14 protein-coding genes and 1 pseudogene are annotated in these 13,357 nt (G+C 57.3%); 1 reads left to right on the top strand and 14 read right to left on the bottom strand.

The window, feature by feature from the left end; genetic code table 11:
* Positions 1 to 10 precede the first annotated feature (10 nt).
* Positions 11 to 1,459 (top strand): PucR family transcriptional regulator, encoded by a 1,449-nt coding sequence (locus tag ACFPQ4_RS21050; protein WP_378113868.1) that lies wholly within the window; start codon positions 11 to 13, stop codon positions 1,457 to 1,459.
* Here ACFPQ4_RS21050 and ACFPQ4_RS21045 read toward each other — a convergent pair.
* The 14 genes and pseudogenes from ACFPQ4_RS21045 to ACFPQ4_RS20980 all read right to left on the bottom strand — a co-directional run bounded on the left by ACFPQ4_RS21045 (position 1,355) and on the right by ACFPQ4_RS20980 (position 13,356).
* Positions 1,355 to 2,746, bottom strand: a complete 1,392-nt coding sequence (locus tag ACFPQ4_RS21045) for an aspartate aminotransferase family protein (RefSeq protein ID WP_378113867.1) — start codon at positions 2,744 to 2,746, stop codon at positions 1,355 to 1,357. The two genes, ACFPQ4_RS21050 and ACFPQ4_RS21045, sit on opposite strands and share 105 nt — an antisense overlap.
* 19 nt (positions 2,747 to 2,765) lie before the next feature.
* Complete coding sequence (locus ACFPQ4_RS21040; protein WP_378113866.1) at positions 2,766 to 4,217, bottom strand: CoA-acylating methylmalonate-semialdehyde dehydrogenase; 1,452 nt, start codon at positions 4,215 to 4,217, stop codon at positions 2,766 to 2,768.
* Positions 4,218 to 4,260: 43 nt separating this feature from the next.
* A complete protein-coding gene (locus ACFPQ4_RS21035; protein WP_378113865.1) occupies positions 4,261 to 5,142 on the bottom strand; it encodes a nitrilase-related carbon-nitrogen hydrolase in 882 nt (293 codons plus the stop codon).
* A gap of 82 nt (positions 5,143 to 5,224) precedes the next feature.
* On the bottom strand, positions 5,225 to 5,860 hold the full coding sequence (locus ACFPQ4_RS21030) for an ABC transporter substrate-binding protein (protein ID WP_378113942.1): 636 nt from the start codon (positions 5,858 to 5,860) through the stop codon (positions 5,225 to 5,227).
* A gap of 101 nt (positions 5,861 to 5,961) precedes the next feature.
* On the bottom strand, positions 5,962 to 6,138 hold the full coding sequence (locus tag ACFPQ4_RS21025) for an ABC transporter substrate-binding protein (RefSeq protein WP_378113864.1): 177 nt from the start codon (positions 6,136 to 6,138) through the stop codon (positions 5,962 to 5,964).
* Positions 6,139 to 6,140: 2 nt separating this feature from the next.
* Complete coding sequence (locus tag ACFPQ4_RS21020) at positions 6,141 to 6,344, bottom strand: hypothetical protein (protein WP_378113863.1); 204 nt, start codon at positions 6,342 to 6,344, stop codon at positions 6,141 to 6,143.
* A gap of 144 nt (positions 6,345 to 6,488) precedes the next feature.
* On the bottom strand, positions 6,489 to 7,223 hold the full coding sequence (locus ACFPQ4_RS21015; protein WP_378113862.1) for an ABC transporter permease: 735 nt from the start codon (positions 7,221 to 7,223) through the stop codon (positions 6,489 to 6,491).
* 118 nt (positions 7,224 to 7,341) lie between these two features.
* Positions 7,342 to 8,154 carry an ABC transporter permease gene (locus ACFPQ4_RS21010; protein ID WP_378113861.1) on the bottom strand — a complete coding sequence of 271 codons (813 nt, stop codon included), beginning with the start codon at positions 8,152 to 8,154 and terminating at the stop codon, positions 7,342 to 7,344.
* Between the two features lie 2 nt (positions 8,155 to 8,156).
* Positions 8,157 to 8,837 (bottom strand): annotated as a pseudogene (locus ACFPQ4_RS21005) (ABC transporter ATP-binding protein).
* Between the two features lie 284 nt (positions 8,838 to 9,121).
* On the bottom strand, positions 9,122 to 10,735 hold the full coding sequence (locus tag ACFPQ4_RS21000) for a serine/threonine-protein kinase (RefSeq protein ID WP_378113860.1): 1,614 nt from the start codon (positions 10,733 to 10,735) through the stop codon (positions 9,122 to 9,124).
* A gap of 121 nt (positions 10,736 to 10,856) precedes the next feature.
* Positions 10,857 to 11,882: an SAM-dependent methyltransferase gene (locus ACFPQ4_RS20995; RefSeq protein ID WP_378113859.1), complete on the bottom strand. Its 1,026-nt coding sequence runs from the start codon at positions 11,880 to 11,882 to the stop codon at positions 10,857 to 10,859.
* Positions 11,883 to 11,885: 3 nt separating this feature from the next.
* Positions 11,886 to 12,662, bottom strand: coding sequence for an ABC transporter ATP-binding protein (locus ACFPQ4_RS20990; RefSeq protein ID WP_378113858.1), 777 nt, complete (start codon positions 12,660 to 12,662; stop codon positions 11,886 to 11,888).
* Between the two features lie 42 nt (positions 12,663 to 12,704).
* On the bottom strand, positions 12,705 to 13,013 hold the full coding sequence (locus tag ACFPQ4_RS20985) for a thioredoxin family protein (RefSeq protein ID WP_378113857.1): 309 nt from the start codon (positions 13,011 to 13,013) through the stop codon (positions 12,705 to 12,707).
* Positions 13,006 to 13,356, bottom strand: a complete 351-nt coding sequence (locus ACFPQ4_RS20980) for a cyclic-phosphate processing receiver domain-containing protein (protein ID WP_378113856.1) — start codon at positions 13,354 to 13,356, stop codon at positions 13,006 to 13,008. Before ACFPQ4_RS20980 ends, ACFPQ4_RS20985 begins: the two co-directional genes overlap by 8 nt.
* Between the last annotated feature and the right edge of the window lies 1 nt (position 13,357).

Below are 13,357 nucleotides of genomic sequence, written 5' to 3'. Positions count from 1 at the left end.
TCCGCTGATCGTGTTCCCTCGCGCCGTTCGTTTCGTCGACATTACGCAAGACTTGCATTCCCTCATCATTAATCGCCATCACCGGATGCTTGAAGAGCTGGAAAGCTTGACTCGCGAGTTTTACCGACTGACGCTCACGTCGCAGGGCACGCACAACGTCCTTAAGCTGTTGCATAAGAGCGCGCAAGCTCTTACGATCCTGAGACCGGTTCGCGGCAAAACGATATTCGCGCCGGTCCTTCCTTATCCAGAACAAGATGCGATTCAACTAACGTTAAACGATTGGCTGGACGAGCTGAACGGCATCGGTCCGAACGCCGCGCCTGTCGTCAAGCGGTTCGGCGATCGCCACTTCGTGCTCAAACCGGTCGGCGCGTTGGATCAAACGTGGGCTTATCTCATTATGGTAAGCTCGTCGGAGCCGCGGGAATACGAATACTTATTGCTCGACTCGGCTTCCCTCGCCATCGCGCAGGAGCTGCTTCGGACCCGGTTTCTAGAGGAACGCAAGCTGCACTCCGAAAATTTGTGGGTCGACGAACTGCTGAACGGCCGCATCGACGACGATAACCAGATCAAGTCGTTTCTCGGCACGGACTTCAAATCGTTGAACGAGCTCGGCTACCGGGTTTGTTTGATCGAAATCGAAAATTTGTACGCCTACGGCGCCGGCTCGAGCGGTCAAGACAGCTCGGACAACGAATGGGAATCGATTCGTTACCATCTCTCGCTGATCGTCCGCTCCTCGTTCGAGAAGCATGACTTTCGTCCGTACATTACGATCAAAAACAACCGGTTCGCGGTCATCGCCCTAGATTTGAGAGCGAAGTTCCAAGCGCGCAATCGTCTTCGGCTTGCGTTGGACGCGTTGCGCGAGTTGCCGACGGACGACCGACTGCAGCCGATTCGTTTGGTCATCGGAGTAGGCAACTCCCGCGTGCCATTGAAGCATGCGTACGGCAGTTACCAGGAAGTCGTACACGCGCTTTCGCTGCAAACGACGTTTCGCAAATGCGTATTGTTTTACGAGGAGTTGGGCGTCTTCCAGCTGCTGCTTAATCTGAACGACGGACGTACGCTTCAAGCTTTCGTGCGCAACTATTTGGGACCGCTGATCGACCATGATCGCAACAAAGGCAGCGAGCTGCTGCTGACTTTACGGACGTTTCTCGATTGCGACGGCTCCAAGCAGTTGGCCGCCCAGCGGCTGTTCATCGTGCGCCAATCTCTCTACTACCGGCTGGAGAAAATTTCCGAGCTGCTCGGCGAGCACTTCATGTTGCCGGAAAACCGGATCGCCATCCAAGTAGCGCTCCGCGCGCACCAGTTGCTGCAGCCCGACGCCTTCGCGGCTTCAGACACTCGCGGAATCGCCCAATCTGGCATCGGCGACGACGTCCTGCAGGACGGACTTAAGCGTCCGGACGAGGAAGGCGACGTCTTCGTCCGTCGAAGCTAACGGCGGGCTTAACGTCAGCACGTTATTGAAGCCCGCTACCGTATCCCCGTTTTTGCCGATTATGAGCCCTTGCGCCTTGCACGATGAAATTATACGGTTCACTAGCGCGAGCGGCGCCGGATCCTTCGTCGCCTTATCGGACACTAGCTCGATGCCCATCAGAAATCCGAAGCTGCGAATGTCCCCGATGTACGGATGCGAGACCCATTCCGCCATCTCGTCCGCGAGACGCTCTCCGAGCAGCCGGCTTCGATCCACGAGTTGTTCCTTCTCCATCACTTCTAAATTCGCGAGAGCGACCGCGCATGCCGCCGGATTGCCGCCGAACGTGTTCACGTGACGGAAGTGGCTATAGGACTGCTGGTCACGAAATTTCTCGTAAATGTCTTTGCGCACCGCGGTAGCGGATAACGGCAAATAGCCGCTTGTAAGTCCTTTCGCCATCGTAACGATGTCCGGCTTAACGCCGAAGTTGTGATGCCCGAATTTGCGCCCCGACCGGCCGAAGCCGCAAATGACTTCGTCGATAATGAGCAGAACGCCATGCTTTCGGCAAATGTCCTCGACCCGCTTCATGTAGCTTGGATGCGGGACGATCACTCCTCCGCCCGTAATGGCCGGCTCCATGATGACGCCCGCGACCGTCTCGACGCCTTCCCATACGATGACGTCCTCTATCGCTTGCGCGCACGCCAAGTTGAAATCTTCCTCCGACTGTCCGTCAGGTTTGCGATAACCGTCCGGCGGACGAACGTGCAGGAAGCCGGAGGCAAGCGGCTCGTATTTGTATTTGCGCTGCGCCTGGCCGGTCGCTGCGAGCGCGCCCATCGAGCTTCCGTGGTACGCTCGGTAACGAGAGACGAATTTGTAACGGTTCCGTTCCCCGATCTGTTCCTGGTATTGTCTGGCGATCTTAAACGCCGCTTCGTTCGCTTCCGAACCGCTATTGGAGAAGAAGATGACGTAATCCCCCTCCAACCATTCGCACAGCTTCTCGGCTAACTTGATCGCGGGAACGTGACTTTGCGTCAGCGGGTAATAGGCAAGCGACTTCATCTGCTCGTAAGCCGCTTTCGCCAGCTCCTCGCGCCCGTAGCCGACGTTCACGCACCATAGCCCGGACATCGCGTCCAAGTAGCGATTGCCTCTGGCGTCGGTTACCCAAGAGCCTTCGGCGCCGGTAATGACGAGCGGCTCCTTCCCTGCTCCATAGGAAGCCATGCTGTGCCACAAATATCGGTCGTCTTTGTCGAGCCATTCGCGCGTCGCGCTTTCCAAATCCAGCATCCGGAATGCTCCTTCCCGATCAGCCGTAACGTGCGGTGACCATTTTAATGCGGGTATAAAAGGCGACTCCGTCTCTGCCGTTGGCGTGCAAATCGCCGTAAAACGAACGCTTGTATCCCGAGAACGGGAAAAAAGCCATTGGCGCTGGAACGCCGAGATTTATGCCGAGCATGCCCGCGTCGATCTCCTCGCGGAACTGCCGGATCGCTTTGGCGCTGTCCGTGTACAGGCATGCGCCGTTCGCGAATTCGGACCGGTTGGCGATCGCAATCGCTTCCGTCAAATCCGCCGCCCGGACGATCGATAACACCGGCGCGAAAATCTCGTCCCGCCAGATCGCCATCTCCGGCGACACATGATCGAAGAGCGTAGGCCCGAGGAACGTCCCTCCGGATTCGCTGGCAGCCGGATCCTGCCTGCCATCGCGTACGAGCGTCGCATGTTCGGCGATTCCTTGCGCGATATAGCCGATCGCGCGCGCTTTGTTCTCGGGTCGGATAATCGGACCTAGAAACACGCCTTCATCGGCGCCATTGCCAATACGTATCGCATCCGCGGCTTGCGATAGGCGTTCGACCAGCTCGTCGGCAATATCGCCAACCGCGACGACGACCGCGCAAGCCATGCACCGCTCTCCCGCAGATCCGAACGCTGCCGCCGTAATATTCTTCGCCGCATACGCGAGATCGGCGTCGGGCATAACGATTGAATGGTTTTTGGCGCCGGCGAGCGCCTGCACGCGTTTGCCGTTCGCGGCTCCCGTTCGGTAGACGTATTCCGCGACCGGCTGGGAACCGACGAAAGATACCGCTTTAACGTCCGGATGGACGAGCAAGCCGTTCACGACGTCCCGCGCTCCGTGCACGATATTAAGCACGCCGGGCGGAAGTCCCGCTTCCTCGGTCAATTCCGCGAGTTTGTTCGCGAGCATCGGCGTCCGCTCCGACGGCTTCAGCACGAACGTGTTGCCGCACGCGATAGCGAGCGGGAACATCCAGCAGGGCACCATCATCGGAAAGTTGAACGGCGTTATACCCCCGACGACGCCAAGCGGATAACGGTACATGCCCGACTCGATGTCCGTTGCGATGTCGGGAAGCTGGGCTCCCATCATAAGCGTCGGCGTACCGGCCGCGAATTCGACGCATTCGATGCCGCGCTGCACTTCGCCCGACGCCTCCTCGGCGTTTTTACCGTTTTCGCGTGTAATTAGCGCCGCAAGCTCGTCGCGATGCTCCGAGAGTAGCTGCTGATACCGGAACAGGACGCGCGCCCGCCGCGGCACGGGAACGTTGCGCCACTCGCGGAACGCTTCGTTTGCGACGGCTACCGCGCGATCCACGTCCGCTTGCGCCGATAACGGCACGTAAGCGATCGTCTCCCCTGTAGCCGGATTCGGAACCGCTTCGTACGCCGTCGCGGTCGACTCCTCCCATTTGCCGCCGATATAGTTGCGCAGTTTGACGACCATTTAAGTTTCCGCCCCCTCCTTTTTGCTACGCAGGCTCGTTGCGTTACAGCTTTGTCAGCTCCTGATACGTCTCCGGTCTGCGATCGCGGTAAAATTGCCAGCTTTCCCGTACTTCCCGAATGAGCGACTTGTTCATGACGCCGATGACGATCTCGTCCTGATCACGGCTCCCGATCGCAACGATGCTGCCCCGCGGATCGACCAAATACGACTGTCCGTAAAATTCCCCCATGTTCCAAGGAGCCTCCACGCCGACGCGGTTGATCGCCCCTACGTAGTAACCGTTAGCTACCGCATGCGCGGGTTGCTCCAGCTTCCATAAATATTCCGAAGTGCCCGCTACGGTCGCCGATGGATTGAATACGATTTCCGCGCCGTTCAAACCGAGCAGCCGCGCCCCCTCCGGAAAATGACGATCATAACAAATGTATACGCCTACTTTGGCGTAAGCAGTATCGAACACCGGGTAGCCGAGATTGCCGGGCTTAAAATAATATTTTTCCCAGTAGCCGCATCCGCCGCCGCCCGCTTGCACGTGAGGGATGTGGTGCTTGCGGTATTTGCCCAAGTAGGTGCCGTCCGCGTCAATGACCGCCGCCGCGTTGCAATACGTGGCGATCCCTTCCCGCTCGTATACCGGCAAGACGATGACGATGCCAAGCTTCTTCGCCAAATCCCGGAACAAGCGCGTAGTAGCGCCGCCCGGTATCTCCTCGGCAGCCTCGTACCATTTGGGCGTTTGTTCGGCGCAAAAGTACGGTCCGTAAAAGATTTCTTGCAGCGAAACGATTTGCGCGCCTCGCCGTTTGGCCTCGCGCACGAGTCCGACGTGCTTCTCGATGGCCGCCTTCTTATGCTCCGCGACGGGCGCCGTTCCGTCGACTTCATGCCTTGCCTGGATAAGTCCGATCGTAACGCTGTCCATAGCCTGCCTCCCTTGGGATCGAAAGGATGGCGCTCCGCTCGACGGATGCCATCCTTTCAACTCCTTGCGCCTACTATCCGTCCTATTTCATCGCTATGTCGACGATCTCGTTCGTATACGCGGCCTTTAGATCGGCTGCCTTCTTGATAACGCCGAATTTAAGGGCGATATCGGCCGTCTGCTTGAACAGCGCATCGTCGATATATCCGAGCTTGGCTGCGTCAAACTCTTCCGGGAAGACGAGCTTCGCTACTTCCCCCATCATTTTCAGCTGGTGATCCCGCGAAGTGCTGCCTTCCTCCGTCTGCTTCATAACGATATCGACGGCAGCTTCTTTGTTATCGATCGCGTCCTTCCAGCCTTTGAGTGACGCTTTGACGAATTTCGCCGCCGTTTCCTTGTTGTCTTGCAGCCAGTCTTTGTTCGCGAACAAATTGTCTTCGAGCATCGCCACGCCTTCGGCGTTCATGTCGATGACATTCAAGTCTGTCGCCGGGATGCCCGATTCGAGCACGACTTGGTACTCGTTGTACGTCATCGCCGAAGCGGCGTCCAGCTCTCCGCCGAGAAATTGATCCATCGTAAAGCCTTGCTTGGCGAAATTCAAATCTTTATTCGGATCCAGCTTGTATTTATCGAACAACGCCAAAATTTCGAATTCGTTGCCGCCCATCCAGTTGCCGACTTTTTTGTCTTTGAGATCCGCCGGGCCGTTAATGCCCGCCGTCTTCTTCGAGACGAGAACGAGTCAGCTCTTCTGATAAATTTGCGATATTTCTACGAGCGGCAATCCTTGCTCCTGATGCGCGAGCAAGCTCGCTACCCAATCGATGCCGATGTCGGCCGCACGTTCGCGACCTGCTGCTCCGGCACGATATCCGGGCCGCCGGGCACGATTTCGACGTCCAGCCCTTCGTCCGTGTAGTAGCCCTTCTCCAAAGCAACGAAGTAGCCGGCGAATTGCGCTTGCGGTACCCATTTCAACTGCAGCTTCACCTTTACGGGCTCCGCGGATGGGTCTCGCTTGGACTAGCGCTCGGACTTTCGCTTGGACTCGCGCTTTCGGAAGCTTTCGGGGTGTCGCTCGAAGCGGCGGGTTCGTTGACGTTATAGTTGTTTCCGCACGCGGAGGCGACGATGGCGACTAGCAACAGAACGAGCGTTAACAGCAAACTGCGGGTGGTTCTACTTCTGACTCTCATAGCTCTCTTCTCTCCCTTTGAAATCGATTGGCCGTGCGCAGCATGGTTAGAGCTTGCGAGTGTATGCGATCGGCGCCGCGGCGTCTGTAGGTCGCCGCTATCCGCCGGGTGTTACGGAGAAGGGGGAGCATGCACGCTTTCCGGCTAGACGCGTCCGGACGGGTGCCAGCGTATGAACAGCCGTTCGAGGAGCTCGATCAAGAGGTAGAAGATGACGCCGAGGACGGCGGCTACGACGATGCATGCCCAGCCGAGCGGCATTTTCGCCACCTTGATCGAGTTGGACATCAAATAGCCGAGACCGCGCGAAGAGAAGAAAAATTCGCCTACGATCGCGCCGATCATTCCCGCCGTGGCGTTGATCTTGAGCGCGGTAAATACGTAAGGCAAACTGCCCGCGATTCGTAGGTAGCGGAAAACTTGCAGCTTGCTTGCCGCATAGGCTCGCATCAGGTCAAGCGCCAGCGGATCGATCGAGGTCATGCCTTTGTGCGCGTTAATCGCCATAGCCGCCATCGTCGTCGCCGCGACGATAGCGATCCGCGAGCCCATGCCGTCGCCGAACCATAAGTTCATGATCGGGGCCAGCGCGACGATCGGCACCGCGTTAAACGCCGCGACGAGTATAATGCCGCCCGAGCCCCACTTCGGCCAAGCCGTCGCGATCAGCGCGAGCGCGAATCCGAGGGCGGACCCTAGCAGCATGCCGAACACGGCTTCGGTTAACGTATATCGAGCATAAGAGGCGAGCAGCTCGGCGTTTTCCCGAATCGCATCGACAATTGCCGATGGCAAAGGTAGCTGATAGGTTCGCAGATGAAGCAGATGATGGAACGCTTGGCGCTGCCATAGTAGTATAAAAGCGACTCCTGCGAGCAACGGAAGTCCGACGCGAGAACGATGGAGACTGCCCGCGCACGCGATTTTCGCTTATCCGGCTTGCTGGAGATGGTCGTTGATAGTTCGTTCGGCATTGGTGCCGCGGGTTCCGCATCCATCAGCTCTTCCCTCCTTTAGCCCGATACTCGGGTTGCCAAGGAGCGATCAGTCGCTCTGCCGCGCTCATGACGACGAAGCCGATCATGCCTAATGCGGCTCCGACGAACACCGTCGACCAGAACATATAGACGTGGGACGGACCATAATACAAGTTGCGCAGCATAAGAACGCCGATGCCCCGCTGCGCGCCCATCAGCTCGACGAGAATCGCTCCGGTGACGGCCAGCGGCGCGGCTATCTTGAGCCCCGCGAACAGTCCGGGAAGCGATGCGGGCAGCCTAAGCTTGCCGTACACTTGCAACGGGTTCGCCGCGCAGGCGCGCATAAGGTCCAAGGCGTCCGGACTGACGCTGCGTAAGCCTCTTAACATATTGATAGCGACGGGAAAAAAAGTAATATAGCCGGAAATAATAATGCGCGCGGATTGCTCGTCGTGGACGATGCCGTATATAATCGGCGCGAGTCCGAGGATCGGAATCATTTGCGAGGCGACGGCGTACGGAAAGATCAAGTGCTCGAGCAGCTTTGATCCGCTCATGAGCACGGCGATCAAGACGCCTGCTGCCGCTCCGATCGCGAACCCGAGCGCCGCGTTGCCGAGCGTTACCCGCCCTTCGTGCAATAACGTATGACCGTATTGGCCGAACGTTTCGGCTACTTTATGTAAATAAGGGAGCTTAGATTGGGCTAACGGCACGTGACGTACGTCAAGCAGAACCCACGAGACGGTCTCCCATGCCGCGATAAGCAAGATCGTCCATATACTTGCAGGCAATAGACGACCTTTCAGCGTAGCGCGCGTTCCGTTCATCGCTACACCCCTTCGAACCGATTGCGGATGTCCGTAATCAACTCGTAAAACGCGGGACTGTTCCGGATAGCTTGCGTACGCGGGCGGGGGAGCGGAATTTCGACGACGGCCGATAGGCGGCCAGGGTGCGGGGATAAGACGAATACGCGATCGGATAGGAAGATAGCCTCCGAGATGCTGTGCGTGACGAAGACGACCGTATTGCCCGTGTGCGACCAAATCGAGAGCAATTCTTCGTTTAAGCGTTCGCGGTTGAATTCGTCCAAAGCGGAAAACGGTTCATCCATTAACAAAATTTCCGGCTCCATCGACAGCGCTCTTGCGATCGCGACGCGTTGCTGCATGCCTCCGCTTAGCTGTCACGGATATTTGTCCGCGAATTTCTCGAGGCCTACGAGCGATAATAGCTCCTCCGTCCGTCGATCGCGTTCCGCTCTGTTAATTCCCATCATTTCTAGCGGAAGAGCGATGTTGGCTTTCACTTTACGCCAATCGTAGAGCACCGGATTTTGGAACACGATACCGTATTTTTGCGCTAGCCGCGCTTCGTTCGCCGTCTTGCCCGCAACACGGATCGCTCCCTCAGACGGCTGCAGCAGATCGGCCATCAGCCGAAGCAACGTCGTCTTCCCGCAGCCCGAAGGCTCGAGCAAGGTGACGAACTCGCCTTTGGCGATCGTCATCGATACGCGCGAGATCGCGAGTACCTCGGTCGATCCGGTGCGGTATTTCATGACGACGTCTTCGAGCGCGATTTCCGGTACATCCGTCCGAGCGTCTTCCAATTGCTGTCGCATGTTATCGACCTCCTACAAGCTGCGATGCCTACCGGGTGTCTGATTTCCTTACATGTTACACGCCCATCGCCGCCGGTTCATTAGACAGTTCGTCAAAGCGGACGACGATTATTCCGTCATACTGTCCAGTTACATGCATGAAGGCATTTACGCTTGTCAGCTTCACGGCTTTATCGCGAAGGTTTATTCTCTATTAGCGAGACAAGCAAGTTCTCCAGCGCAGCATCGATGGAATGAGCCGTTAGCTTGTCGTCCGGCAGCCCCCTTCCTTGCCACAGCGATGCTAGCATCGCCTGACTCGCTACTTGCGGCAACGACGCCGAGGGGCGAGTTGGAAACAGCTCCAACCAAGCTTTGCGGCCCGAAAAAGGTTGATCGCGGTTAGCGACCCAGTCCAACGAGACTCGTATACCGTCCGGACGTCGATTCAACTGAAGCGACACGCATGCTTCCTGTTTGCTCTTCGACCACTTCCCCGGAAAACAATCCACTACCATCCATATGCGATCGACCGCATGGTTTAACCATTGTTGTTGGTCATTGGCTGTCCAACGGCTGGACACGTCGAGCAACACGATCGGAACGCCCAATCTTCTAAGCCATAGAGCGAACGCATCGCCTATCGGCTCTGGGTTAGCAGGCCTATCGGGATCGCATGGGTAATAGTGCGCCGAACCTTCTCGCCATGCCGGAGTTGTCGGACGTAAACCCGTCGCATCCGCGAAAACCGCCTTTTTGGGCATGTTTTTGTTCCCGTCCAGTAACGCGTACATCTCCGCATCGGCCGCGCTCGGACATTCGACGAGCGCATGCGCGATGCCGGCGCGATTAAGCGAGGCAGAGGCGGCAAGCGCGGCGAACGTAGCACCTGCGCCGGGATAAGCTGATGCGATCGCGACTACGGTAACTCCGGCATCTTCGTCTTTGTAATCGTTAATCCCCTTATCTAGCGACGTGTATTGCTGAACGCGTACCCCTTCATCCGCCATCGTCCGTAGCAGCTCTTCTCTCAGCTGCACGGCCGATTGCGGACGCGCTTCCGGATCCGCGTCTAGCATTCGTTCCAGCAAAGCCGCGAACGCGCTAGGCACGTCGCCTTGAAGCGCAGACTTTAAGGCGCCTTTATGCCGCATGGCGAATCGGCCACCCGTTAATAGAAAGTAAGCTAACGCGCCGAGCGCGTACAGATCGGTGCGCGCGTCGGATTGCTCGTTGCGCAGTTGCTCCGGAGCGGCGAATCCCGGCGTGCCGAGCTGCAGCGTATCGGACGACTCCCCTTCTCGATAACGCCTCGCGATGCCGAAGTCGACGAGCACCGCCTGGTCGCGTCGGTCGATCAACACGTTCGAAGGCTTCAGATCGCGAAAGACGATCGGCGGACATTGTTGATGCAAGTAAGCAAGCACTTCGCATAGCTGCAGCAAGTAGCGCAACAGCATTCGGAACGGGAGCCGTAAGCCGAATCGTTCGAACCGCTCGGCCAGCGTATCTCCGGCGATGTAATCCATAACGATACAAGCGAGTCCGTTCGCGCCCGGCGGGTAATAATCGACGATCGCGGGCAAATTCGAATGCGCCAGGCCGCACATTAGCTTCGCTTCCGACAGAAACGAATCCCGTTCCTCCGGCAGCGGCTTCGTTAGCTTCAACGCCACCGTTTTCCCGTTCAATCGCATATCTTCGGCAAGGTACACGCGCCCCATGCCTCCTTTGCCGATCTGCATCAATACGCGATACCGTCCGGCGTATATATCTCCTGCCTTCAGTAACCCTATCTCTTCCATTCGAATGCCTCCATTTCGTGATCAAGGTTTATCCAAGCAACAAAAAATCCCGCACGCGAAGCGTCAGCCTATGGCTAGGCAACGCTTCTGTGCGGGATGCTTTCCCGTACGGTCTATTAGGTTACGGCTTCCTTCTTACCCACATTGTAACTTCTTCGCGATTGTGGAACAACTGTTTTACTTTGCGAATATCGAAGTGCTCCGAGTAAGCCTCGGTTAAATCTTGAATGCTCTGGAACGGCTTGCGGTACATCAGCTTCAGCGTAATGATCCCGGAACCGCCGGCTGACAATGCCGAAGAAAGACCGGAGACGATGCGGCACGTATGGTAAGGGTCCCAGCTCATGTCGCAGACGAGCAAGTCGAACGAACCCGGGGCAAACGACAATTCCGCCGCGTTTTTCCGCAAATGTCTCAGCCTCGGGTGCAATGCGAGCGATTCGTCCATCTCGGCCGGATCGACCGCGGTTACTTTCATCCCCCGCTCCAGCAGCACCGACGTCCAGCCTCCCGGCGCGGCGCCCAAGTCGAGCGCGTTCGTGAACTTATCGAGCGGCAGTCCGAACGCCTTCTCCGCTTCAAGCAGCTTAAACGCCGCGCGCGAAATCAAAGCTTCGTCGCGGCGGAACCGCACCGCGCCGCCCGGCCAGTCGGACAAGTTGTCTTTCGGCGCCGAACACCCCATATAGAGCAGTTTGCGCGACGAGTAGACGGAGACGATCCAATCGGAATCCCGGGCTACGACTTCCCCGCCGAGCTCGCGAACGACTTCCGCCATAATATCCCGGCCTTCCGCCGACCCGTAAGGAAAAGGACTATCCTGAGCCTTCCGGACTTGAATCGCGACCTTCTTGCCATGTACCCGGTCCGCCAATTGCGCGGCGTAATCCCGCAAAGCCGAAGCCGTAAGCGCCTCGTCGGACGAAACAGGAATTTCCGCTTCAACGGGGAATATATGACGTAGGAACACGGGCTCGTTGCGCCGCAAGTCCTTTAATACTTGTTCAGGTTCTCCGTCCCCCGTCGTAAAGCTGAACGTCTCGCCGGCCGCTACGCCGGACACCTTCGTTCCGCGCACCCGGCGGCGAAGCTCCTCCATCGCGTAAGGCGCAAACCCTGGGTTTGCCGTTCCGATGTATGTAATCAACGTTTATTCCTCTTCCTTCCCGACTTGTATCCATGGCCGATCGCGGCGCCATTCGACGGTGATCGGCACGTCGTAGGCGGCTTCGAGCCACTCGGACGTAAGTACTTCCCGTTTCATGCCCGAGGCGACGATACGCCCTTGCGACATGAGCGCTACGTGAGTAAACAACGGAATGATTTCTTCGATATGATGCGTTACATACAGCATCGACATATTGTTAACGGATAACCCTGCGAGCGAATCCAAAAACCGTTCGCGTTCGTACAAATCCAATCCCGCGCATGGCTCGTCCAAAATGAGCAATTCCGGCGATGCCATGATCGTGCGGGCCAACAGCACTTTTTTGCGTTCGCCTTGAGACAACGTTCCGAATGGTTGCTCCGCGAACGCTCTCAATCCGACTTTAGCCAACTCATCGTAGGCTTTCTCTCGCACTTCAACCGGCACTTCCTCGTACATCCGCAAAAAAGCAAAAGCGCCTCCCGCGACGATTTCCCATACCGGGTCTCTCAGCGTAAATTTCTCGATGAGCGACGCGCCTATGTAGCCGATCTTTTTGCGCACCTCGCGCACGTCGACTTGACCGTAACGGTTTCCGAGCACGTCTACCGTCCCGGTCGTCGGGAACATATAGCCCGTAATCATCTCCAGCACGGTCGTCTTCCCGCAGCCGTTGCGGCCTAGCAAAGTCCAATGTTCGCCTGGTTTCACGCTTAGGTCCACGCCCCGCAAAATCTCGCGTTCTCCCCGGCGTAAAGTTAAATTGTGCAATTCGATCATGCAGCTTTCCACTCTCCTGCAAAGGGCAACGGCATCGGCCGCTTAACCTTGATCTATCCGTTCCACGATGTCCGTGACGGACGCAAATCGATACTGCTTCGTCCATTCCCCGTTCCTGTTCTTCATGAGCAAGCAAGGAACGCTTTCGATTCGGAACGCTTGCGCGATGCCCGGCAATAGATTCAAATTCGCCATATAAATCCGAAAATCCGGCCTTATCTTCTCTACGACTTCCAGCATCCGCTTAGCAAGTCCGCACGTGCCGCAGAGCGGCGTATGCACGAACACCGCGAGCGGGCCCGGCTCGTCCGCCCAAGCCCGCTCCCAGTCACTGCCTTCCCATTCAAGCATCCAGCTTCGCTCCTGACACGGCAACCCGATCGAGCACGGCTTGAGGCATCGGTCCGTCATGAATCGTAACGCCCGAAGGGTTGGCCGCGCGCAAGTCCCGCACCATATGCGCCCTGCCCATCAAGCTGGAGGAATGAACGTACACTTCCCGGGGATAAAACCCGCCGGCGATAATGCCGTGAACGACCGACAATCCGTTCGGCTGGTTGTATCCAAGCTCGAAGTCAAGCGAGAGCAAATCCACTTCGCTTGAAGAAAGGAGCAATAAGCATTCCTCCGCAGAGCGGGCGACGACGAACCCGCGCGGACAGGGCCTTACGTCGTCCAAATACACGTTAATCATT

Source organism: Cohnella yongneupensis, from assembly GCF_042655785.1.
Classification (GTDB): domain Bacteria; phylum Bacillota; class Bacilli; order Paenibacillales; family Paenibacillaceae; genus Cohnella; species Cohnella yongneupensis.
The sequence above is the reverse complement of the archived record's forward strand: the minus strand, read 5'-3'. Positions and strand labels throughout refer to the sequence as shown.